Raw genomic sequence first — 22,854 nt, forward strand, 5'->3', positions numbered from 1 at the left:
GATCCGGTCTGCTGTGAGTGCCATTTTTACGCGCGGGAGGAGGATGCCTCGGCCAAAGCCCTCTCAATGAAATCGGCACGCTCCGACACACTGACTACCGGCAAGATCGACACTTTGTATCCAAGTGCTGGGTAGGCTTCCAGCAACCGGGAGTATTCAGCTTCGGCTGCCTCGATGCCGTGACGCCGTTCTGGGTCGTTCACGTAAATTTCCGGCCAGGGCGGCGTTAGAAACACAGTCCGGTGGTAGCGATGCGACTGAGCGAGTGCAGCCAGAACTGGCTCATTGGTCAGGTGCTGTAGGAAGGCCGCAGCATCGACCAAGCCCCTGTCGAAGAACACCCACCCATGTAGAGCGGTTGCTGACACTCGATCTTCGAGGGCCATAGCGATTGCACGATGTGCAAATGCTTGTGCGTCATTCCAGGGAAGCGCCACCCCTCCTTCTTGCAGTTCCTGTTGGACAATCCGGCGACCAGGTTCCTCCACGATGGAGTGACCGCGCCTACCAAGCTCGGCAAGCAACGTGGATTTACCACCGCCTGAACAGCCAGAAATTACGATAAATCGCTCCATTCAACCTCTTCTGCCTGTTGGGTTGCTACCCGTTCCGTAAACGACCTTAGCGGGGATACTGTCTGCTGGGCGCTCAGTCCCGGCCGTCCGTGAATTGAACAAGATCCCACAGATTGCCGTACAGATCCTCGAACACAGCGACAATGCCGTAGGGAGCCTCCTTTGGCTCGCGAACGAACTTGATGCCCTGCTCAACCATCGCAGCGTAGTCCCTCTGAAAGTCATCAGTCCGAAGGAACAGGAAAACGCGACCGCCAGCCTGGTTGCCGATGAATGTCTGCTGGTGGGGAGTGGAGGCGCGGGCCAGAAGCAACGACGTCGTTCCATCGCCTCGAGGGCGTACGACAACCCAGCGCTTGTCCTGCTCCGGCTGGTACGTGTCTTCAACCAGCTCGAACTGGAGCTTGCTGACGTAAAAATCGATGGCTTCGTCGTAGTCGCGAACCACGAGAGCGATATGCGCGATGCTCTGCTTCAAACTGATCTCCTTTGTCAGACATACCCCGTTGGATCGGGAGGCTCTGATACCGACTGGCTCGGAGGCGGCTCATGAATGCCGTGGTGAGGCGGTCCGACGGTTTCCGGACCGCCTCCCATCTTTTCACTTCGGCTCCGGCATTTTGGGCAGCAGTACAAGCAGGCCGACGGACAAGGCATGGATCCCGCAGGTCACTGCACCGAGGGTCCACAAACCCTGGTTGATCAAAGGCGCAGCGACCAATGTGCCCAGACTGGTCATGGCCAGAATGAAGAACACGATCAGAGCCGAGCCGCGAGCGCTGTTGGGGCCGGACGCAACGATCCCGCGATAGAACCCGAGGGGGCCGCGAAGTCCCAGACCCACGTTCATCGGCAGGAACAAGGCGGGAAGCAGTGTGCTGTCGTTTCCGCCAGCGAGAGCATAGGCCACGATCATGACGGCGCTTGCCAGGGCCATGGCGGTCCCGACGAGGATGATACGCTCGGTGCCCCACCGCTCGGCGAAGCGCGACGTCAGATTGGCGGCAACGATGAAGCCAAGGACGCCGCATACCTGCATGGCAATGAAGTGATCGAGTGAGCCCCCCATGGTCCCGACGATCACGGCCGGAGCACCGAACACAAAAACGACCAGGCCGGCCAGCGTCATTGCCTGTGACAGCGCATACCGCATGAACACCGGGTTCAGAAGGAGCGCACGATAGCTGCCCTGAGCACCAACCGCTTTCGGCTGCTGCGGCAGTCCCAGCACGAGGATCAGCGCTGCCGCAACCATCGCCACGACGCCAACAAGCTCGAACGAGCTCTGCCAACCGTACCTGGCGAGGAGCAGGACGCCGAGGATGGGCGCGAGACCCGGAACGAGGGACTCGACGCTGCCGAGTAAACCAATGGCCCGGACCCCGGCTTTCTCGCTGAAGATCTGTCGGATGATGGCGGGTCCGAACACGGGTGCGGCCGCCGATGCGGTGCCCTGAACGAAGCGCAGCACGATCAGGGTCCAGATGTCCGGTGAGAGCGCGCAAGCCACCGATGCGATGGCAAAGACAACGAGCGAGGACACGACCAAGGTTCGCAGCGCCACGTGATCGGCCAGCGTCCCGAAGAGCAGGAGGCCCACGGCCGTGCCGGCGACGTAGGAGGCCAGCACGAGCTGGGCGGTCGCCTCGTTTGTCGTAAAGATCGCCGGCAGCGCCGGCACGGCGGGCAGGATGAGGTCAGTACCTGCCAGGGACAGGACGGCGCAGAGCATCAGTAGGGCGAAGATGATTCCACGACGGGAGCCAGTCACGGGACTTTCCCGCCGATCTCGAGAAGATGCGAGCATGATTGAAACTGTCTTTGATGTCAGGAAGGCCGCTTGTTGTATCGTCTCCGGGCGGGAGAGGCCGGCCTGGCCGAGTCCCGCTGCTATCCGGAGACGCAAATAGGGAACGCGCCCGCCGGGTGACCGGCGAACGGAACATTAGCAGCAGCAATGTTCTGCATCGAAGACATTGGGATTAAATACCACGCTCCGCGCGCCGAGACAAGTTGTGTGGCCATGACCTAGGCCCTCGGAGCTATCCCCGCGATCAACCGAGTGCGGCGAGGGCCGATCATTTCGGATGCACGAAAAGCCTCCAAGATCGCGACGGATTTCCCGGGATGAATCTTGGAAAGAGGAAAGCCCGGTCGTGGCATGGGGCGGACCTTAGCCCTGCTTCCGCAACGGAGGAGCGAGGTGACTTTCACGTGACCTCGGTTGAGGGCTCAGGTTGACTCCAAGCCGACTTGCCAGTTCCGGATTGCTCTTGATCAGACCGGTTGAAGGCCCATGTGAACAGGGCAACAGTGCTGAACAAGGCGCCAAGCCCGCAGACACCCTGCCATCCGGCTTGATCGTAGATCATGGTCGCGCCGATAGCGCCGATGGCGCTGCCCACCGAATAGAACACCATGTAGCCTCCGACGAGGCGGCTGCTGGCCTCCGGGTGCAGGGCCAGGATAATGCTCTGGTTGGTGACGTGGATGGCCTGCACCGCAAGGTCGAGCAGGATCACACCAGCGAGAAGAAACAGGACCGAGTGCGGCAGGAAGGCGATAAGCCCCCATGATGCTGCAAGAAGCGTGAGCGACAGCCCTGTCGTCCATTGGCCGAGCCCTCGGTCGGCAAGCCGGCCAGCTCCCGACGCCGCCAGGGCGCCCGCCATCCCGACGAGGCCGAACAGACCAATCTGCGTATGGGAATAGGAGAAGGGTTCTTGGCCCAGCGGCAGCACCAGCGCCGTCCAGAAGGTGCTGAAGGCCGCGAAGATCAGTAGCGCCAGGAGGCCGCGCACGAGGAGAACTCGGTCGCGCAAGAACAGGGCGGGGACTGAGCGGAGCGCAGTTCCATAGCCCTCGCGACTCACCGGAGGGAGCCCACGCGGCAGGACCCGCAGAAGCAGGCCGGCCATCCAGAGCGTCAGGACGGCGGAGGTCAGGTAGACAGCCCGCCAGCCGCCGAGATCGGCGAGAAGCCCGGCGGCGAAGCGGGCTCCCAGAATGCCGATCACCACGCCACTCGTTACGGTTCCGACCGCCTTGCCGCGATCGCTTGGTGTGGCCAGCGTCGCGGCAAAGGCCACCAGCACCTGCACCACCACCGCCAGGACGCCAGTCATCGCCATGCCTGCGAAGAGGATCGAAGCCGTTCCGGCCGTCGCCACGAGGCTGAGCGCGACCGCTGACAACAATGCCTGTCCGACGATGAGGCAACGCCGGTCGACAAGATCGCCGAGCGGCACAATGAAGACCAGCCCCAGTGCATAGCCGACCTGCGTCAGCGTGACGACGAGGCCGATGGCAGCCGGCGCGATGCTGAAGTCTCGCGCCATCGCGTCGAGAAGGGGTTGGGCATAATAGATGTTGGCGACGCTGAGCCCTCCTGCGACGGCAAAGAGCACTGTGGTGGCTCGCGTCAGACCGCCTCCGGTCGGACGGCACGTTTGCCTTCTGGCATCCTGCGGCACGATCGCTTCCCATGACAAGTGAATTGGTCCTATATTGAGACCACTTGCGTCTCGCCAAATCTAGTTCTAATTTAGAACCAGATAGCAGGTGTCGGAGAGGTGGTGACGTCATGGTCAAACGGGTTAGCTTCGGCCATGCGCCGTGCCCCGTGGCACGGGCGCTGGACGTGATCGGCGACTGGTGGTCGCTCCTGGTCATCCGCGATGCCTTCGACGGCGTGCGGCGCTTCAGCGAGTTCGAGGCCAGTCTCGGCATTGCCAAAGGCATCCTGACGTCCCGCCTGCGCAATCTGACGGAGCACGGCATCCTGGAAACCGCTCCTGCTTCCGACGGCAGCGCGTATCGGGAATATGTGCTGACCGAGAAGGGGCGCGGCCTGTTTCTCGTCATCGTCGCGCTTCGGCAATGGGGCGAGGACCATCTTTATCGCCCCGGCGAGCCCCGGTCCTCGCTCATCAACACTGAAACGAACGAACCCATTTCCCGTCTGGAACTGTGCACCGCCGATGGTCTCCCGCTCGGCTGGGAACGAACGCGGGTGAAGAAGGTGGACGCCGCCTGAACGAAGACCGGCGCACAAGAGTAGTACCGACGCAAGAACTCGACCTGATCGCGGACGCGGATCCGCGGGCCAGAACCTATCTGGCGACGGTGGACACGCGCCCACCCTTTCCGGACCAAGCCGCGTGCGACAGGCTGGCTGCCTTCGCCGAGCGCGGCCATGATGCCGAAGAGGAAAGTCCGGTCGTGGCACGAACAGGAAGTAGCGCTTTAGTCAGGTCACGAGCAGTAAGCAGACGTTCATTCTGCGTAGCTATGCCGACTGGATCAACCTGAATAAGGACGTCGTCGATCCAACTCTTTATAATGGCTGACAAAGATCGGTGACTTGGTTCAAGCTGCTTGGTGGGCTTTTTAGAGCATCGGACCCAAAAGTGGAGTCCACTTCCTGCGTCCGATGCTCTAGGATTGCTGACGCAGCCCCACCAAGCCGACAGTCGTCAAGGAAGCTGGTTAAAGTCCTTCGGACAATCGTGGGATGTCCATGTTCGGACATCATATTTGCAAGCAGGTTTTCCGCTTCGGACGGGCGCTTCCACGAGGTTTCGGACCCGGCCTGCCTTTTCGATCGGGAAAGGACCTATTTTCGTGACATGTTCGCCTCCTTTCCTGCTCGGAAGCAGCCAGTCAGAAGCCTCTTCCTATTAGAGCAATGGGCGCTGCCTTTTACTGCGAGGCTTCCTGATGAGTTCCGCTCTCCTCCGGCAGGACCACGATTCCCGAATGCGGCTCGACCCACGCCACCTGATCGATCACCGCCTGCACCCCAGGCACGTTCTCGGCCACGACCTTGGCGGCATGGCGCATGCGTTCATCGAAGATTGCGCCCGTTAGGGTCACCACGCCATTCTCGACATGCACCCGGATGAACCTGCCGCCCCAGCTCTGTTTGTCGAGCTCCGCCAGCACGGCTTTGCGGATCTGATCATCGGCAATAGTGGCAGGGGAGGCCGTGGGCAGGGCTCGCGCGAGCGCCCGCAACACGTCGGAGCGGGCCACGATCCCGACCACCTTGCCGTTGTCGAGCACCGGCAGCCGCTTGATCTGGTGGCGGCTCATCGCCGTGACGACCTCTTCGAGCGGCGCATCCCGGCGTGTCGTCACGGGATCCGTCGACATCACCTGCTCGACCCTGCGGCCGTGGGTCCGCACGTATTCATCGGCCAGCTTGCCCGGACCGACGAGGAATTCGAGCCATGAGGACCGCTTACGCTCGGTGCCGAGCTCCCCTCTGCGCAGAAGGTCGCCTTCGCTGATCATCCCGGCCAGGGTGCCGTCCCGCGTCGTAACGGGAAGGCCGCTGATCCGCTCCGCCAGCATGAGCTGCGCCGCTTCGGCGATGGTGGCGGACGGCTCGACGCTGATCACCGGTGTGGTCATGACATCTGCGACAATCACGAGATCCTCCTGACGATGTGGTCACGAGCAGAAAGAAAGCGGGCGTGGGTCCCAGTGACGAGGGCGACATGCCCATCCATGCGAAAGTCCGCGAAGGAATCGAAACGGGCCATCGGAATCTCCTTTCATCCTGCGGGACGCTCCAGCCCTTCTGAAATGTCAGTCCAGCTCCTGGATACCCCCACCTGAGACGGTGAGGACTTGGCCACTGATCCAGGACGCGGCTGGTGAGCACAGGAACAGGGCGGCGTTGGCGATGTCCTCGGGCCGGCCGAGGCGTCCGAGCGGAGTATGCCGCAGCATCGCCTTCTCGACCTCGGGCGTCAGCACACTGGCCAGCGCGTCCGTGCGGATCGCGCCCGGCGCGATCGCATTGACCCGGATGCCTTGCGGTCCGAGGTCGAAAGCCATGTTTCGGGTGAGGTGGTTCACTGCCGCCTTGGAGGAGCCGTAGGAGGTCATCCGCATATTCCTGTTCTCACCGGCCATGGACGAGATGTTGAGAATCGCGCCATGGCCTTTCGAGGCCATGTGAGGCGCAGCCAGTTGCGACAGGCGAAAGAGCGAGAACAGGTTGAGCTCGAAGGCCCCGCGGAAATCCGCCATCGGCATGTCGAAGGGCTTGGGGCCGCCGCCACCGGCATTGTTGACCAGGATCGTGAGTGCGCCGAAGCCGTCGACGGTTGCCTGGAGCGCAGTCTGAAGGTCGGCCTCCCGCGTGACGTTGCAGCCGATCCCCACAGCCCGGCCGCCTGTGCGTACGACCTCGGCGGCGACTGCCTCAGCGGTCTCCGCCTTGAGGTCGCTGACCACCACGGCCGCGCCGGCCTCGGCGAAGATCTGGGCAATGGCCTGGCCGATACCGGCGCCTGCTCCCGTTACCAGAGCCACTTCATGATCGAGACGGAACTGCCCGGGATCGTACATGCCAATGCTCCGTCAGAGGTCTGCAGGCGCAGGGTGCCACTCCTCAAAACGTCAGGTCAACGAGAGATTTTACCCACGTCCTCATGGGCATTCCCCTGATACGCCCGCATTCAGGCCACATAATCCTGCGATGCTCCCTTCCTGGAATGAGCGCATGGGTCTCGCGAAAAACCGGGCCGCTTTTTGCACGATGCGCTGGGATCATTCGGCTCCGAGGATACAGCGTGGAGGACGGTCGGCAATGTTTCTTCCGAAGGGCAAGCGGCATCTGCTCGCCCTTGCCTTGGCAGTCGACGTGAGCGGTCCCGCAAGCACCCTGGCTCAGCCGGCATGGACGTCACAGACGTCCAATCCGATTGCCCTGGGGTGGATGCAGGGTTCGCCGCCGCCGCCGGACCGGATCATCCGCTTTGCGGATGGCACCTATCGTTCGTTTCCACAATGGCGTTGGTCCGTCTGCCATTTTCAGCAGCTGATGCCGACGACACCGGTCTCGCGGGGCCTGGGGGCACCGCGTCCGCTCGAGAGGGCTGCACGGGCCGACATCGAAACCGTTCGCTTCACCCCGACAGGCGCGACCGAGCCGATGACGTTCATGGAAGCATTCGACCGGAACTTCACCGACGGGATCGTCATCCTGCACGAAGGGCGCATCGTCTATGAGCGCTATGCCGGTTGTCTGTCGGAGCAGAACAGACATGCGGCGATGTCGGTCACAAAGTCGCTCATTGGCCTGCTTTCGGAACTCCTCATTGCCGAGGGCACACTCGACGAAAACCGCCGCGTCGATTCCTATGTTCCCGAGCTTGCGGCGAGTGCCTTTGGAGATGCGACCGTTCGACAGGTCCTCGACATGACCACAGGCCTCGAATTCAGCGAGGATTATGCCGATCCCTCAGCCGACGTGTGGCGACATGCGACGGCGGGCAACCCGCTGCCCAAACCGGCTGATTACTCCGGTCCCCGCAACTACTACGAATACCTGGTCACAGTCCGTCGAAGCGGCGCTCACGGTGCCGCCTTCGGCTACAAGACCGTGAATACCGACGCTATGGGCTGGATCCTCAGCCGAGTGACCGGCCGGCCGCTCGGCGATTTGCTCGCGGAGCGGATCTGGAGCCGGATCGGCGCCGATCTCGAAGCCTATTTCACGGTAGATTCCATCGGCACACCATTTGCCGGAGGCGGCTTCAACGGGGGCCTCCGGGACCTTGCACGCATCGGCCAGCTATTCCTCGACGGCGGCATGGTCGATGGCACTGCGGTCGTGCCGGAAGCGGCGTTGAACAGCATCAGGCAAGGCGGCAGCAGGAGCGCCTTTGCAAAGGCTGGTTACTCCCAACTCGCCGGGTGGAGCTACCGCAGCATGTGGTGGGTAACCCACAACAAGAATGGTGCTTTCATGGCGCGTGGCGTGTACGGCCAGTCCCTCTATGTAGACCCCACCGCCCATGCCGTGATTGCCAGGTTCGCTTCGCATCCGGAAGCGGGCAACGCCGCCAACGACCCGACGACACTGCCCCTTTATCAAGCCATCGCTGACCGCCTGCTGGGCTCGACTCGTTAGAGCATCGAACGCAAAAGTGGGGGCCGGTTTTGCGTTCGATGCTGTATCCTTCAGCTTCCTTTCGTGCCAAGCCAAGCCAGCGCGCCGACGACCAGCGCCTCGACGCCTGTCTCTAGGGTGGGGTGCAGGACAGGTGCGAATTGCGGGCTGTGATTGACCGGCAGGTCGTTCAGTCTCCCCTCAGCCTTCGCCTTGGCATAGGTCGCCGGATCGGTGCCGCCGACGAACCAGAACACCGACGGCACCTGCCATGCGGTGCCGAAGCAGCCGAAATCCTCGCTGGCCGGCGCAGGCCCGGTGTGTTTCACCCGTTCGGGCGCGAAATAGCCGCGAAACGCCTCGGCGATGCGGTTGCTTGCCGTCTCGTCGTTGACGTTCAGCGGATAGCGGTCGAGCGGCGTGATCTCCGGCTTGCGCGGGGCGCCCGAGGCTTCGGCCTCGGCATTGACGATCCGCTCGATCGCCTTGAGCACACGCTTGCGCACTCCGGCATCGAAGGTCCGCACGTTGAGCTTGATGGTCGCATCGTCGGGGATCACGTTCTCCTTCGTGCCGGCCTGCAGAACGCCAATGGTCACCACCGCCGCCTCGGTGGCGGCGACCTCGCGAGACACGATGGTCTGGAGCCGCAGGACGACGGACGCCGCCATCACGACGGGATCGATGCTGGCTTGCGGCATCGACCCATGCGCGCCGCGCCCGAACAGGCGGATCTGCAGGCTGTCGGCCGCCGAGGTGATCGGGCCGGAGCTTCCGGCGACGAAACCGGCGGGCCCCACCATGACGTGCTGGCCGAGCACGACCTTCGGCATGGGAAAGCGCGTGAGCAGGCCGTCGTCGATCATCGCCTGCGCCCCTTGCGCGGTTTCCTCGCCCGGCTGGAAGACGGCCATCAGCGTCCCCTTCCAGGCATTGCGCGCCTGCGACAGCAAGGTCGCCGCACCGACCAGCCAGGTGACATGCAGGTCGTGGCCGCACATGTGCCCGACCGGCACGGGTTGTCCGGCGGCATTGACCGCCGTGACCGTGCTGGCATAGGGCAGGCCCGTGTTCTCGGCGATGGGCAGCGCATCCATATCGGCGCGCAGCATCACCGTCGGCCCATCGCCGTTGCGGAGCAGGCCCACGACGCCGGTCTTGCCGACCCCGGTCGTCACGTCATAGCCGGCTTGCGTGAGCCGCTCGGCGGCGATGCCTGCCGTCCGGGTCTCCTGCATCGACAGTTCGGGATGGGCGTGGATGTCCTTGTAGAGCGCCTCCAGGTCGGGCAGCAGCGTGCCCATGCCGGCCAGAACCGAGGATGCGCCGTTCGGGGTGGTGTGTTCGGACATCATTATCTCCTGGTGATGGTACATCGCTGGCACTTCAGAGGTCCCATGTGCGTGGGACGTCATCTCTTCGGTTCGGAGCCGCTTTCGAACGAAGTCGAAGATCGCCCGCAGCGTAGCGAGCACCGGCACGGCAAGAAGCACCCCTGTGATCCGGCCAAGGGCCCCCTGCCAGGACCCCAGGGGGAACAGGACCCCCAGAAGGACCAGGACCGCCGGAACCTTGATGGTCTGCGCCTGGATGCGTGTCATTCAGCTTCATCGCACGCTCGTTATCCCGGAGTGACGGTTCATCCTGCAGGCCACGAGCCTTTCTTAAAACTGCGGTTTTATTCCGCCAGCGTGTGCGCCGATACCGGATGTCCAATGGGACAGCAGTGCCGGCCTGGCCCAACCAATATTCCTTTTGCGGCAGTCATGAATGGATGCCCGAGCGCCACAACCAAGCCAGACCCTCGCGCGTTAGGACAAGGAACAGAGATGGCCGTGGAGCCACGCGTTCCGATCACCGCTGGGGCTTCCAGCCCCGGATGGGAAATGGCACGGGCCCTCGCGGGAACAGGAGCGAAGATGTTCGTCTACGTTCCAATCTGCAACGCCGGCACCGCGAGCTCGGCCGCGCCAGTCACCGAGCCCTATCCCCTGATCCCTGTGGGCTTTCAAGACACGTTGTCGAAGACGCCGACCTGCAGGGGCGCGCCCGCTCGCATCCGGCTCGATGGAGGAGACGCATGATGGCGGCGCTGGAGGGGACATATTGCGGCCCGGCGCCTCTTCCGGCGGACATCTGGTTGCGCTGGAATCTCGACCCGGCGCTGCTCCTGGTGCTTGGGCTCCTGGCCCTCGCAGCAGGGCGGAACAGAGCGGGGGCGCTCGCCATGGTCGTGCTGGCAGTCGCCTTCGTGTCGCCGCTCTGCGCGCTCTCGGCGGCGCTGTTTTCGGCGCGGGTCGTGCACCATGTCCTGCTCGTGGCGGTGGCCGCTCCGCTCCTTGCGCTCGCCTGGCCGGGGCGCAGGCCGAGATCTCCGGTGGTGCCGCTCCTCGTCGCGACGGTAGTCCTCTGGGCCTGGCACTGGCCTCGGGCCTACGATCTGGCGCTGTCGAACGTGGCGGCCTATTGGGCGATGCAGGCGACGCTCCTCGGCTCGGCCCTCGTCTTCTGGCGGGCTGTCATCCATCCGGAACAGGCGCTGGGCGTGGGCCTCCTCGGGGTGTTGGGAGGCTATATGCAGATGGCGCTCCTCGGGGCGCTCCTCACCTTCGCGCCCCGGGCGCTCTATGCAATCCACGCGGTCGCGCCTCTGGACTGGGGCTTCACGCCGCTCGGCGATCAGCAACTGGGCGGGCTCATCATGTGGGTCCCGGCCGGCCTCCCCTTCGCGGCCTGGGGAGCTGTCGTTGCACGTCGGGGATGGCACACGATGGCGCAAGGACTCGCATGATCCCGTGGCTCGACAGCGCGATCCCCTATCTGAAGGCGCTCCATGTTGCAGCCCTGGTGCTCTGGTGCGCGGGACTGTTTGCGCTGCCCCTGATGCTGGCCCGTCACGACCCGGCGATCGGGCAGGCCGACTACAGCCGGATCAGGCTGGCATCCCATTACGGCTATGTCGGACTGGTCACTCCCGCCGCCCTAGTCGCCATCGCAGCGGGCACGCTCCTGATTTTCCTGCGAGACGTCTTCGTCGTGTGGATGTTCGCAAAGCTCGTCTTTGTGGCGCTGCTCATCGGCTACCATGCCTGGGTCGGCCACACGATCGTCGCCGTGGCCGAAACCGAGGGAGAGCAGCAGACGCCCGAGCCTCTGGTGCCCCTGCTCCTCCTGCTCCTTCTGGTCCTCGCAATCCTGATCCTGGTCCTGGCCAAGCCTGCGCTGGAGGAGGTTCCGCTGCCGAACTGGCTCATGCAGCCGAGGGGCGGTCAGCTCCCGTTCGATGTGCCCAGGCGATAGTCGAAGACGAGCTTTCCGCCATGCCATCCTGTTGCGCCCACCATAACGACGCAGAAGCCCGACAGCAGGATGCCGTAAGGCAGCACCGCCGTCTCGTAGCCGTGAAGCCGATAGCCCCAGTTCGCACCCAGAATCGACAGGAGCGCCACCGCAATCGCCGCGTGAGTCCAGGCGGAAGCCCTTGCGCGGATACCGGGGACCATCAGCAGTTCCATCGTCCCCGAGGCCGCGGCGGCAAGGCCAATGAGGAAGGCCATCCCTGCCGCCCACACGCCGGCCCGCGCCCAGAACACGTCGCCCGTCCACCAGTAGAACGCATCCGCGCCGAAATTGCAGAAGGTAAGAGCAATAGGGAAGGCCACGGTCATGGCATGGATCGGGTGGCCGGCGATCGCGATCGTCGACCTGGTCTCATCGAAGCCGGGTCGCTGAGCGACAGGGTCGACGAGGGTCTCGTCCTTGGTCTGAAATTCAGTCTCGGACACGGGCGGCGGCTCCTGCAGGGTCTGGTCGGGTGCCTAACGCCCATTGCTCTGGCTGGTTGCCAGGAGCCTCTCTCGACCGTCGATCCGGCGGGACCCGCCGCCGACACCATCGCCACCTTGTGGTGGATCATGCTGACCGGGGCGGCAGCGATCTTCCTGCTCGTCATGACCCTGCTTGTGCTGGCGCTCCGAAGCGGCGAAGGGCCGTCCGGGTCTGAGGCGGATATTTGGCGCGAGCGGGTCTGGATCCACGGTCTTGGTCTTGGCTTCTCGCTCGCGATCTTGGCTGCCCTGACCGTCTACGGGCTCTCTATCGGCGAGCAGCTCCTGCCTCGACCGGGACCGGAGGTCGTGACCGTCCGCGCAGAAGGGCGGCAGTGGACATGGTCCTTCGGCTACGCCGATGCGCCGGGGCGCGCGACCGAGGGTCTCCTCCACATCCCGGCCGGGCAGCCAGTGAACGTGGAGATCACCAGCGCCGACGTCATCCACAGCTTCTGGGTGCCGCGGCTCGCAGGAAAGCTCGACGCGATCCCGGGCCATGTGAACGTTCTACGCATCGAGGCGGACGCCCCGGGCGACTACGCGGGCGTCAGCGCCGAGTTCAACGGCCAGGGCTACACCAAGCACCGCTTCACCGTGCGGGCGCATGACAGCGCCGCCTGGAACGCCTTTCTCCGCGGAGAGACCCGATGAATGCCCTGCGCCGCCACCGCGCGCTCGAACGCATCTGGGCCTCCCGGCCGGGCTGGCGCGGCAAGCTCACGACCGTGAACAACAACGATATCGGGCTGATGTTTCTGTCCCTGGCGGTGACGTTCTTTGCGGTCGGCGGCATCCTCGCGATGCTGATCCGCGCGCAACTCGCCACCCCGCGCTCCGCCTTCATGGGACCTGACGTCTACAATCAGGTCTTCACCATGCACGGGACCGTCATGATGTTCCTGTTCGCGATCCCGCTCTTCGAAGGGCTGACGGTCTATCTGCTGCCCAAGATGCTCGGAACGCGCGATCTGGCCTTTCCCCGGCTCAGCGCCTTCGGTTTCTGGTGCTACGCCTTCGGAGGCTCGCTGCTGATCGTTTCGCTTCTCGCCGGGATTGCGCCCGAGAGCGGCTGGTTCATGTACCCGCCGCTCTCCTCAACGCTCGGCTCGCCGGGGATCAACGCGGATTTTTGGCTCCTCGGGATCACCTTCGTCGAGATTTCCGCGATCTCGGCTTCGGTCGAGATCGTCGTGACCGTGCTGCTCTACCGCGCACCCGGCATGTCGCTCGACAAGCTGCCGATCTTCGCCTGGTACATGCTGGTCGTGGCGGTGATGATCCTGACGGGCTTTCCGCCGCTGATCCTGGGCTCGCTTCTGCTCGAGCTCGAGCGCGCCTTCGGAATGCCCTTCTTCCAGGCTGCGGCCGGAGGCGATTCCATCCTCTGGCAGCATCTGTTCTGGCTCTTCGGACATCCGGAGGTCTACATCATCTTCCTGCCTGCCGCAGGTGTCGTCTCCACGGTCCTACCGGTGATGGCGCGAACGACGCTGCTGGGTTACGGCTGGATCGTGGCGGGGGCCATCACCCTCGGGGTCATGAGCTTCGGGATCTGGGTCCACCACATGTACGCGACCGGCATCCCGCATATGGGCCTGGCGTTCTTCTCGGCGGCCTCGACGTTGGTGGCGGTGCCCACAGGGGTGCAGATCTTCGCCTGGATCGGGACACTCTGGAAGGGCCGGCCGGAGATGCACCTGCCGATGCTCTGGATTCTCGCCTTCTTCGCGACCTTCGTGATGGGAGGGCTCACCGGCGTCATGGTGGCGATGGTGCCCTTCGACTGGCAATCGCACGACACCTACTTCGTCGTGGCGCATCTCCACTATGTCCTGGTCGGCGGCTTCGTGTTTCCGATGCTCGCCGGGCTCTATTATTGGCTGCCGCATTTCACAGGGCGGCAGCGCTACTTCAAGCTGGGTAAAACGGCGTTCTGGCTCATCGTCCTGGGCTTTCACGGGACCTTCCTGCTCCTGCACTGGGCGGGCCTGCTGGGGATGAGGCGGCGGATCGACAGCATCGAGCCCGGATCGGGCTGGGAGCTCATCAACCTCCTGGCCTCGGTCGGCGGGTTCGTCATGGCGATCGGCTTCGCGCTCGTGCTCATCGACGTGGGCGTGAACGTGGCGGTGACGGTCCGTGGCCGGCGCAATCCCTGGGGTGCGGGAACCCTGGAATGGGCCATGCCGTCGCCGTCGCCCTCCTACAATCTCGCCTCGCTCCCCAAGGTCCACAGCCGCAACCCTCTCCAGGATGATCCCGACCTGCCGGTGCGCATTGCGCGTGGCGAGGGATACCTGGGAGACCCAGGCAGCGGCTTGCGCGAGATCCTCGCGGTGGAGATCGCGAGCGGGCGGCCGAGTTGCCTCGTCATCTTTCCGACCAATTCGGCGCTGCCCATCGTCATGGCCTTCGTCACCGGCGGAATCTTTGTCGGAATGCTGATCAAGATCTACTGGCTCGTGCCACTTTCCGTCCTTGGCGTGGCGGCGCTCGCGGCCTGGTGGGCCTGGAGCCTGGGAAACCGCGGCGACCTGGGGCTGCAGCCGGTCGGGCATGGGCTTGTTCTGCTGCGGGCTTCGGAGGTGGCGCGACCGCCGGGTTGGTGGGGCTCGCTGTTCCTGCTCCTTGCCGACGGGGTGTTCTTCGGGGCGCTCCTCTTCGGCTACGTCTTCCTCTGGACGGTCGCGCCGAACTGGCCCCCGCCTGCCTGGCTCGAGCCTGGCCTTTCCGGGCCGCTGCTGGCGCTCGGCGGCGCGGTCCTGGCCTTCGGCGGCATCCGCCTTGCCGACCGCGCAATCCGCTGCAATGCGGGACCTTGGCTGGGCCTGCTTCTGAGCCTCGCGGGCCTTGCCGCCCTCGGGTCAGCTGCCATCACGGTGCTCGCGCGGACCACCCACGATGCCCATGCCTACGACGCCACCCTCTGGGTCGTGGCGGGCTACGTCGTCTTTCATGCCGCCGTCGCGGGGCTCATGACCGTGTTTCTCGTGCTGCGCGCGGGCGCCGGCTATCTCTCGGCCCGGCGCATCGGCGAGGCGCGGATCGTGCGGCTCTGGATCGACTACGCCGTCGCCGCCGCAGTTCTGGGCTTGGGCGCCGCTTGGCTGCCGGAGGTGCTGACGTGACCGACATCCTCCGCCTCTCGCTCCCGCTCACGGCTTGGCTCGCGGCCTTCAGCGCCGTCTATGGGCTCCAGGGCTTGGTTTGCTCGGACCGCTGGGCCGAGGCGGGTCTTGACCTCACCGCGGGCCGTATTGCCTTGACCACAGCCTGGGCCGCTGCCGTCGCGCTCCAGCTCGTCTTCCTCGTCGTCCTGCACTCACCCCGCTTCACATCGCGCTCGGCCTTCGTGCACGGAGTGAGCCGAACGCTGGCCGTCGCCGCCCTGGTCGCCACGCTGTGGACCCTGCTCCCGGTCGTCACGACCTCGGCCTGCCTGTGAGCGAGCCCGATCAGGCCTTGCGTTCATGACCGAGCGTGGCGCGAAAGACGCCTATATGGGGATGCCTGATTGCGGACCTTTGCAGCGTAGAACGAGGCATTCTGTTCTCCACGGACCGCCTCTCGTGAAAACGCGATCAGATGGTACGCGACCAGCCCCATACCGAAGGCGGCATCGATCTGTCCACGGGAGATTGCGTATCTCACAGCCCGCCAGAAGGGCCGGCGGTAGGTCGAGAGAAGGCCGGCACGGACCGCAAGGTTGAGCGCAAGCCTGAAGGCTTGGTGGAGATTGCTCGCCGTGAGTTGGCCCCGTGCAGGACGTCGGATGCGATTGGGATAGGTTGCGTCCACTTGGTGCATGAAGCGGGAGAACAACCTCTCGGGGTCGTAAACCTCCTGGATGCATCGACGCCACATCTCGACCACCTCTTCATAGGGGCGAATAAAGCGGACATTCGATTCCCGACAGGGGTCGTCGACGATGCGATTTGTGTCCCTCAAGCGGTCCCACAGGGGTGTTCGGGGGAGGGCCTGCAGGAGATTGATCGTCAGCATGGGAATTTGTGATTGCTCGACGAACGCGACGAGGCTTGCCCCCGTCTCCGCGGTGTCGGTGTCCAGGCCCAGGATAATGCCCGATACCACCTCCAGACCGTAGCCGTTCAAGGTCCGGATGGCGTCCAGCATCGGCACCGACGCGTTGTGCCCCTTGTCGATCGCCTTGAGGGCGACTGGATCCGGTGTCTCAATTCCAACAAAGACGGTATGGAAGTTCGCCTCTCGCATCAGTTCCAGGATGTCGGGCTGCTTGGCCAGATTGAGCGTTGCCTCGCATGCGAAGACAACCGGATAGCCATGCCGCTGCTGCCAGGCAACAAGGTGTGGCAGCAACGCGCGGACTGCTTTCCGATTGCCAATGAAGTTGTCGTCGACAAAGTAGATGGCCAGCGGGTGAGGCAGATCCACAATGGCGTCCAGCTCGGTAATGACCTGTTCGGGTGTTTTCAGGCGCGGCTGTCGACCGTAGAGCGCCGGAATATCGCAAAACTCGCAGCGATAAGGGCATCCGCTCGAGAACTGCAGGCTTCCGATGAAATACCGGTCCGCACCCGCCAGATGGTAGGCGGGAAGAGGAAAGTCATAGAGCGGCAGGCGTTCGGTGGTCTCAAAACGCATCTGCGCCGGGGGAGCGGTCGTGCTCTCGTCCAGGCATGCGATGAGGCGGTCGGTTGCGTCTCCGATTTCCCCAATATGGAGATAATCGAATTCGGGGTAACTCTCAGGAGTGCCCGAGACCGACGGGCCCCCAAGCACGGTGATCGTACCGGCTCTTTTCGCCCGAGCCTGAATGTCGCGGATTTGCGGCGCCTGGATATGCATGCCACTGACGAACACAATGTCGGACCAGGCAAAGTCGCTCGGGCCTGCGGACACTATGTTCTCGTCGATGAAGCGCACCTGCCAGCGCTCCGGCAAATAGGATGCGATCACGAGGAGACCCTGCGGGGGCATGAAGGCACGAACTCGCCCGAGCAGGCGATAGGCATGCGAGAACGTCCCGAATGATGGGCTGTAGGCAGGGAATACACAGAGTACGCGCCGCTCGTTTCGAGCCTGCACCGGACTTCGCATGGTTCGAGAATAACCTAAGTCAACCGTCGTCGCGAGCGTTCTGATGGTGTCGTCTCATCGCAGGCCGCTTTGCCAATGGCGCGGCAATGTCTCCTCTGACTCTAAGCTCGGCTAGAGCACCGGTCGTGAAAAGTAGAATACATTTTTGGGTCAATTCGATGCTCCCACAATAGAAGCGCATCATATGGAAAAGCGCAGACGAACGTCACGCCCCTCCAGATGGGCCCACCCATCTTCCAGATAACCCAGGCTGCCGGAATGCATGAAATTCGGCCATAATGTAGCATCAAACTACCTGTTGTTCGACCCGTATTTATGGTTCGTCCGAATTGCTGAGGTTTATTGCACAAACCTTATACGCTTCTCTGGCGCGGGCAGAGGCTAGCGCCGAGCCGGGCGACCGCGTGACGGTCGTTACGCGCGCCGCACTGGCGCAGTACCGCTGCTGGCCTTCCGCCTTCGCGAACGAACGCAAGGACCATCGCTTCTACGAGATCGTGGAGGATACGATTAATCCGGAGTTCGAGTACCGGTACTTCATCATTCATGGCGATCGGGGCGAGCCCTGTACGGTTCAGCCATTCTTCGTCCTCGATCAGGATCTCCTGGCCGGAACGGGTTCGCACGCGCAAGCTGTCGCCGCAACAATCCGCCGCCTGTGGCCCGGCTTCCTGAAGCTGCGAACGCTCATGGTCGGGTGTGTGGCAGGCGAAGGTCATTTTGACGGTGCCGATGAATCGTCGCGCCAGGAGGGCGCGCGCCGACTGGCGTCCGCTATTATCCATTATGCGCGCGCGATGAAGATCCGTCTCGTGGTGATGAAGGAGTTTCCCGCGAAATACCGGCCGACCCTCGCATGCTTCATGCGGGCCGGTTTCGTTCGTGTGCCGAGCCTTCCGATGACTCGCCTTGAGATCAAGTATGGTAGTTTCGAGGACTATATGCGTTGTGCTCTTCACTCGTCGCGACGCGCAAAGCTGCATCGGGCATTCCAGGCTCTTAACCATGCACCGCCGGTCGAGGTGAGCCTTGAGACCGACATTGCGCCAATCATCGGCGAGATCTATCCATTGTATCTACAGGTCTATGCGCGATCCAAGCAGCACTTCGAAAAATTGACGCCGGAGTTTTTCTGCGCGCTCGGACATGTCATGCCGGACAAGTCCCGCTTCTTCGTTTGGCGTCAGTTAGGGAGAATTATTGCCTTCAACCTCTGCATGGTCCAGGGGGACGCCATCTATAGCGAGTATATCGGTCTCGATTATGCGGTCGCACTCGATTTGCATCTTTATTTTGTTGCCGTTCGCGACGTGATTACGTGGGCCATCGCCAACGGCTACCGGTCATATTGCAGCAGTGGATTGAGCTACGAGCCAAAGTTTCATCTGCGCCACAGGCTCGATCCGATCGATCTCTACGTGCGGCACACGTCGGCCGTCATCAATCCTATCCTGCGACATCTATTGCCCTGGCTCGAACCGACGCGCCAGGATCCGCTCTTGCGAAAATTTGAGAACTACGCGGAGTTGTGGGATCACGCGTGATCCGCTGTCGTGGTCCGGTCATCGCAGAGTTTTCTCCAATCCTGCGCTATTGAAGACATGCGGGAGTTCGCGAAAGCAGAGTGCGCGTTGACGGTATTCAATGGCACTCCATTTGTTCCTAGAGCATCGGACGTGAAAAGTGGAATCCACTTATGGGATTGCATCCGGTGCTCGCTTCTTGGAAAGAGCGCATCGTTCTTGCGAGAAACCGGGGCCACTCTTCGCTAGCGCGGCGCGTCGGCACGATGCGCAAACGTGGGCCCGGACAGCAATTCGGTGGAGCTCGAGTATGACGCCTATGACCCCTGAGGAACGTGCCAAAAGCCTGCGAGAGGCACTTCAGATGTATATCGCTTTTGCTGAGAGCGAGGGAACTGGACACTCTTGGATGCTGACCGATAAGGGCTTCGCCAGGATCGCCGCAGTCATTCGGGACGCCGAGAACGATGCCTTGGAGAGAGCTGCAAAGCTGTGCGAAACGTCGCGTCTGGCGAGCAGAAACCGATACAGCAGGCTCCTGGGTCCAGATTACCAAGTAACGCGAAATCTTGTTTCGCGGGAACTTGCTGAGGCCATCCGGGAGCTGAAGTACAAGGACGAGAGATGACGCGATGTTGTCAATTCTTCCGCTCAAGCCCATAGGGATCAGGGAGACCACGTACGAACGGCAGGACCCCGCTGCGATGGGGTTGAGGAGGAACTCAAAACGCCCAGAGCGAGGCGCTCTGGGCGAGGCTACAGCAGGGCTGGGGACTTAACGGCGGTCGTCCGTGGTGCCAGTGCGGGAAGAGCGATTGTTGCGCTCGTCCTCAATCTCAACCTCAGTCTTACGCACCGTGTCGGAAATGGTTTCCGTGCGGGTATCGACATCCTTGCGGACGGCGACCTCCTCGGTCACGCGGGCCTCTTTCGACACGACCGCTTCTTCAGCTCGCTCTTCCATCTCGATACTGCGCTCACGGAAGAGGTCGTCATTGCTCATGGCGCCGCTGCGCGTCGTCCCCTCGACCGGGCGGCGCTCTACATTCACCTGCTCTTCTCGTAAGGTGACTTGCTCCTGAGCGGGGCGCTCGACAATATGGGACACGATGCGGACGCGGCCACGGCCGACCTCGCGCTTGCCCACGTTCAGATCCTCTTCCGCTACCGGGATGACTTCCTCACGTTCCCCTGTCGCGGGCGTGCTCCGATCGCGGATGTCGCCGTCGTCCATCATGCTGGCCCGCGCGGTCGTGGCGGAATCTGCGGTGCCGGCTAGGCCCGCGCCATACCCGGTCCAACCCTCGGTGCGCCAAGCCGTCTGCCGCTCGTCGATGTCAAGTGCATCGTCTCGATCAAGAATGCTGACGACCCTATCGACCTCATTGTCATCACAGCGCACGGCCACGAGCGCGTTCCCGCGCCGCACGCCTTCAGCGTAAGCGTGAGCGTCGCCGGAAAGAACGCCGTTATCCTGGAGATAGCGGGAAATCGTTTCGTCCGAGATGTTTTTCGACTGCTCGTCAAAGCCGGGCGTATTATCCCAGAGTTGGCTTGTGCCGGTGTTGCTGAGCAGGCAAATATTGCCACGATCGATGCCGCCGTCCTCCAAACGATGCACGACAGGGGAGGCTTGAGCTTCGCTGCTGAATAGACACGTGACGGTTTTGGTCATTGACGCGATCTCCAAAGCCACCTTAACGCGTGGCGTAATTGTTGGGCGTTCCATTTTCAAAAAATTGCTGCCGCAGATCGGAGTGAACACGCGGCAACAGCGCATTGACCTACAATGACGCCTCTGCGACTTCGTTCCAGGGGCGCAGGGATGTGCGTCAAATCACGCGCTGCTATTGCCTTCTTCGTCATCAGTGGGATCGCGCTCGACGATAGCGTGCTGCTTACGAAGCTCGACAGGAATCTCGACATTCTCTGTTTCGATCCGCTTGCGAATATGCAGTTCTTCTTTTAGTACCAGCCGCTTCTCCACGACGAGGATTTCTTCGAGAACAGGCACGATGGTCGCGCCATTTTCCGTCCGGATGTCCGGGGCCCGATCTACCACGCGATTGACAGGGACGCGCGTCACCTCGACTTTCTCCGCGTCGAGTGAAGCCTGAGCGAGTTCGCTGACGACATCGGTGACGGTCCGCACTCGGACCTTTCCGGTTGTGACGATTGTCTTATCAATATGGAGCACCTCCTCGGCCAGAGGAACGGCTTCGTCTGCAGACGAAGTGTCCTGTTCCGTTGCAGAATTTGGATTGTGTATCGTCATCGAGGAGAGTCCCACTGGCAGCAGTGAACGTGTCCCTCGCGAGGCAGGTTCCAACTCGGGCCTATTCTGCCGGCCGGTTTATTTGATGAGACGCCGATACTCGCTCCTGATGAGGGTATGGCAGTCACAGGCCAAGCTCTCCAGGCGCTCTCGATTGCCCACGCAGATCAGCGCCCGGGTGTTGTCGAGAGCGCCCTCGTCGCCGAGCGCCCGCAGGCATTCCGTAATGCTCGCGCGCCTGACCCCGAGCAGGCGCGCGAGCATCTGGTGGGTGAGCGGGATGTCTTCGCCGTCGAGGGCATCGTGGGCCATGAGAAGCCACCGGCACAGCCGCTGCTTCAGGGTGTGGTGCGCCTCGCAAATGGCCGATTGCGAGGTCTGCAGCAGAACGAACTCGGTATATCGGAGCAGGATCGCCCGCCAGGATGCGATGTTCTCGACCGCGCTTTGGAAGTCGGCCCTGGAGATCCGGAAAGCGCTGCCTCTGACCTGGACGACGCGGCGGAACGGCGGGCACTCCGCATCGCCCAGCAGGACCGGCAGACCGGTCATGCCCTCGGAGCCGATCATCCAGACTTCGACCCATTTGCCGGGCGATGCCTTGGCCGAAACGGCCACGAGCCCACTCTCGATAAAGTAGATGGACTCCATCGGGGTGCCGGAGTGATGGAGGATCTGCCGCGGCTTGAGCTCGACATGCGCCAGACGCGGCCACAGCATCTGGAGATCGCCGGGCAAAAGGCCTTGCAGCAGGCGGTTCTTCACCAAGGCTTGGCAAGGCATTGCTGCAGCAAGGAACTCCGGCACGGCGGCACTCCAGCTTGGGTATGATAAGCTTATGTCGCCTTTGCCCGTCATAATACCTCGGTACGGCAGCGAACAAAGGTTTTCTCGTCCTGGAACTGTGGGTCTGCACCCCTCCTTTAGTCATCACTCAACTTGGTCCCAACAGAGGAGTTCCCCATGAGAGGCGTTATCGTCGCGCTTGCGCTCGGGCTTGCAAGCTCCCCCATGGCACTGGCTCAGTCGTCGACTCCTTCCGCTTCGCAACCTCCGGGAAATGTCCAGAGCAAGCCGGCCGCTCCTAACAGTCAAGCCGCGCCGCCGAGCGGGCAGAACGGGCTGATCACGAGGCAGAAGCTGACGCAGGATCTTCAGAGTGCAGGATTCTCCGACGTCAAGGTTGTCGAAGAGGCTTTCGTCGTTCAGGCCAAGACGCGGGATGGCAACCCGATCGTGCTGACAATCGGCCCCAATGGCATGTCCGCTTTCGAGGCGGTCACGAGCGGACCGGCAAGCACAGGATCTACCGGGAGTTCGGGAAGCTCGTCGACCAATCCGAATGCAAGCGGAGGAGCGACCCAGCAGAAATAGCCGGCAGGACGAGCCCTGGCCGGCGAGCAGGAGGGGTGACGTTCATTTCAGGGGCAGGCTCGCTGCCAGCGACCCGCCTCTGCCTCCGCGCGGGAAGCCCCGGAGACTTGCGACCTGCATTTGATCGTCGGCTCTAGAGCCTTTTCCGCAAAAGTGGATGCCGGTTTTGCGAAGAAAAGGCGTCTTTCTCAAACAACAAATGCCTTTTCCGTGAACCGAAGTTCATGGAAAAGGCTCTAGCTCCCCGTATATCGATCGACTACAACTCAAAGCCGTGTGAGCCCCCGATCTG

The 22,854-nt window shown here is 62.7% G+C and carries 22 protein-coding genes; 10 read left to right on the forward strand and 12 right to left on the reverse strand.

All coding sequences use genetic code 11. The features are described 5' to 3' along the window. Positions 1–26: 26 nt before the first annotated feature. The 4 genes from AB8841_RS01690 to AB8841_RS01705 all read right to left on the reverse strand — a co-directional run bounded on the left by AB8841_RS01690 (position 27) and on the right by AB8841_RS01705 (position 4,048). Positions 27–575: an AAA family ATPase gene (locus tag AB8841_RS01690; RefSeq protein ID WP_370434148.1), complete on the reverse strand. Its 549-nt coding sequence runs from the start codon at positions 573–575 to the stop codon at positions 27–29. Between the two features lie 73 nt (positions 576–648). Then, a complete protein-coding gene (locus tag AB8841_RS01695) occupies positions 649–1,053 on the reverse strand; it encodes a VOC family protein (RefSeq protein WP_370434149.1) in 405 nt (134 codons plus the stop codon). Between the two features lie 123 nt (positions 1,054–1,176). Next, positions 1,177–2,346, reverse strand: coding sequence for an MFS transporter (locus AB8841_RS01700; protein WP_370434150.1), 1,170 nt, complete (start codon positions 2,344–2,346; stop codon positions 1,177–1,179). Positions 2,347–2,785: 439 nt separating this feature from the next. Further along, positions 2,786–4,048, reverse strand: coding sequence for an MFS transporter (locus AB8841_RS01705; protein WP_370435501.1), 1,263 nt, complete (start codon positions 4,046–4,048; stop codon positions 2,786–2,788). A 110-nt stretch (positions 4,049–4,158) separates the two neighbouring features. Between AB8841_RS01705 and AB8841_RS01710 the strand changes: the two genes are divergently transcribed. Then, positions 4,159–4,611, forward strand: coding sequence for a winged helix-turn-helix transcriptional regulator (locus AB8841_RS01710; RefSeq protein WP_370434151.1), 453 nt, complete (start codon positions 4,159–4,161; stop codon positions 4,609–4,611). Positions 4,612–5,276: 665 nt separating this feature from the next. Here the strand turns inward: AB8841_RS01710 and AB8841_RS01715 are convergent. Both AB8841_RS01715 and hdhA read right to left on the reverse strand, forming a co-directional pair. After that, on the reverse strand, positions 5,277–6,008 hold the full coding sequence (locus AB8841_RS01715) for a CBS domain-containing protein (RefSeq protein WP_370434152.1): 732 nt from the start codon (positions 6,006–6,008) through the stop codon (positions 5,277–5,279). Positions 6,009–6,167: 159 nt separating this feature from the next. Then, complete coding sequence (gene hdhA, locus AB8841_RS01720; RefSeq protein ID WP_370434153.1) at positions 6,168–6,935, reverse strand: 7-alpha-hydroxysteroid dehydrogenase; 768 nt, start codon at positions 6,933–6,935, stop codon at positions 6,168–6,170. 241 nt (positions 6,936–7,176) lie between these two features. Between hdhA and AB8841_RS01725 the strand changes: the two genes are divergently transcribed. After that, complete coding sequence (locus AB8841_RS01725; protein WP_370434154.1) at positions 7,177–8,502, forward strand: serine hydrolase domain-containing protein; 1,326 nt, start codon at positions 7,177–7,179, stop codon at positions 8,500–8,502. Between the two features lie 50 nt (positions 8,503–8,552). On the opposite strand, the gene AB8841_RS01730 is transcribed toward AB8841_RS01725, so the two are convergent. Beyond that, positions 8,553–10,082 (reverse strand): amidohydrolase, encoded by a 1,530-nt coding sequence (locus tag AB8841_RS01730; protein ID WP_370434155.1) that lies wholly within the window; start codon positions 10,080–10,082, stop codon positions 8,553–8,555. 479 nt (positions 10,083–10,561) lie between these two features. On the opposite strand from AB8841_RS01730, the gene AB8841_RS01735 reads away from it, so the two are divergent. Together AB8841_RS01735 and AB8841_RS01740 are read left to right on the forward strand one after the other, a co-directional pair. After that, positions 10,562–11,272, forward strand: a complete 711-nt coding sequence (locus tag AB8841_RS01735; protein WP_370434156.1) for a cytochrome c oxidase assembly protein — start codon at positions 10,562–10,564, stop codon at positions 11,270–11,272. Beyond that, positions 11,269–11,781 carry a CopD family protein gene (locus tag AB8841_RS01740; RefSeq protein WP_370434157.1) on the forward strand — a complete coding sequence of 171 codons (513 nt, stop codon included), beginning with the start codon at positions 11,269–11,271 and terminating at the stop codon, positions 11,779–11,781. The genes AB8841_RS01735 and AB8841_RS01740 overlap by 4 nt, the downstream gene beginning before the upstream one ends. Here AB8841_RS01740 and AB8841_RS01745 read toward each other — a convergent pair. After that, positions 11,751–12,266: a DUF2231 domain-containing protein gene (locus AB8841_RS01745; RefSeq protein WP_370434158.1), complete on the reverse strand. Its 516-nt coding sequence runs from the start codon at positions 12,264–12,266 to the stop codon at positions 11,751–11,753. The genes AB8841_RS01740 and AB8841_RS01745 overlap by 31 nt on opposite strands. On the opposite strand from AB8841_RS01745, the gene AB8841_RS01750 reads away from it, so the two are divergent. The 3 genes from AB8841_RS01750 to AB8841_RS01760 are packed head-to-tail and all read left to right on the forward strand — an operon-like array spanning position 12,153 to position 15,756. Next, positions 12,153–12,962, forward strand: a complete 810-nt coding sequence (locus AB8841_RS01750; protein WP_370434159.1) for a cytochrome c oxidase subunit II — start codon at positions 12,153–12,155, stop codon at positions 12,960–12,962. The genes AB8841_RS01745 and AB8841_RS01750 overlap by 114 nt on opposite strands. Next, positions 12,959–15,439, forward strand: a complete 2,481-nt coding sequence (ctaD, locus tag AB8841_RS01755; RefSeq protein ID WP_370434160.1) for a cytochrome c oxidase subunit I — start codon at positions 12,959–12,961, stop codon at positions 15,437–15,439. Before AB8841_RS01750 ends, ctaD begins: the two co-directional genes overlap by 4 nt. Further along, positions 15,436–15,756, forward strand: coding sequence for a hypothetical protein (locus tag AB8841_RS01760; RefSeq protein ID WP_370434161.1), 321 nt, complete (start codon positions 15,436–15,438; stop codon positions 15,754–15,756). Before ctaD ends, AB8841_RS01760 begins: the two co-directional genes overlap by 4 nt. Before the next feature lie 23 nt (positions 15,757–15,779). Here AB8841_RS01760 and AB8841_RS01765 read toward each other — a convergent pair whose 3' ends face one another. Continuing rightward, complete coding sequence (locus tag AB8841_RS01765) at positions 15,780–17,390, reverse strand: B12-binding domain-containing radical SAM protein (RefSeq protein WP_370434162.1); 1,611 nt, start codon at positions 17,388–17,390, stop codon at positions 15,780–15,782. A 404-nt stretch (positions 17,391–17,794) separates the two neighbouring features. On the opposite strand from AB8841_RS01765, the gene AB8841_RS01770 reads away from it, so the two are divergent. Further along, on the forward strand, positions 17,795–18,934 hold the full coding sequence (locus AB8841_RS01770) for a GNAT family N-acetyltransferase (protein ID WP_370434163.1): 1,140 nt from the start codon (positions 17,795–17,797) through the stop codon (positions 18,932–18,934). A gap of 289 nt (positions 18,935–19,223) precedes the next feature. Next, a complete protein-coding gene (locus AB8841_RS01775; protein ID WP_370434164.1) occupies positions 19,224–19,541 on the forward strand; it encodes a hypothetical protein in 318 nt (105 codons plus the stop codon). Between the two features lie 147 nt (positions 19,542–19,688). Here AB8841_RS01775 and AB8841_RS01780 read toward each other — a convergent pair whose 3' ends face one another. The 3 genes from AB8841_RS01780 to AB8841_RS01790 form a co-directional block, all read right to left on the reverse strand. Continuing rightward, complete coding sequence (locus tag AB8841_RS01780) at positions 19,689–20,588, reverse strand: YsnF/AvaK domain-containing protein (protein ID WP_370434165.1); 900 nt, start codon at positions 20,586–20,588, stop codon at positions 19,689–19,691. A gap of 162 nt (positions 20,589–20,750) precedes the next feature. Then, positions 20,751–21,188 (reverse strand): YsnF/AvaK domain-containing protein, encoded by a 438-nt coding sequence (locus AB8841_RS01785; protein ID WP_370434166.1) that lies wholly within the window; start codon positions 21,186–21,188, stop codon positions 20,751–20,753. A gap of 78 nt (positions 21,189–21,266) precedes the next feature. Beyond that, entirely contained in the window at positions 21,267–21,995 is a 729-nt protein-coding gene (locus AB8841_RS01790) for a Crp/Fnr family transcriptional regulator (protein ID WP_370434167.1), read from the reverse strand. A 156-nt stretch (positions 21,996–22,151) separates the two neighbouring features. Here AB8841_RS01790 and AB8841_RS01795 point away from each other — a divergent pair, with 156 nt between their 5' ends. Beyond that, on the forward strand, positions 22,152–22,562 hold the full coding sequence (locus AB8841_RS01795) for a hypothetical protein (RefSeq protein ID WP_370434168.1): 411 nt from the start codon (positions 22,152–22,154) through the stop codon (positions 22,560–22,562). Positions 22,563–22,854 lie beyond the last annotated feature (292 nt).

Origin of the sequence: Microvirga sp. TS319 (genome assembly GCF_041276405.1) — a bacterium.
GTDB lineage: Bacteria > Pseudomonadota > Alphaproteobacteria > Rhizobiales > Beijerinckiaceae > Microvirga.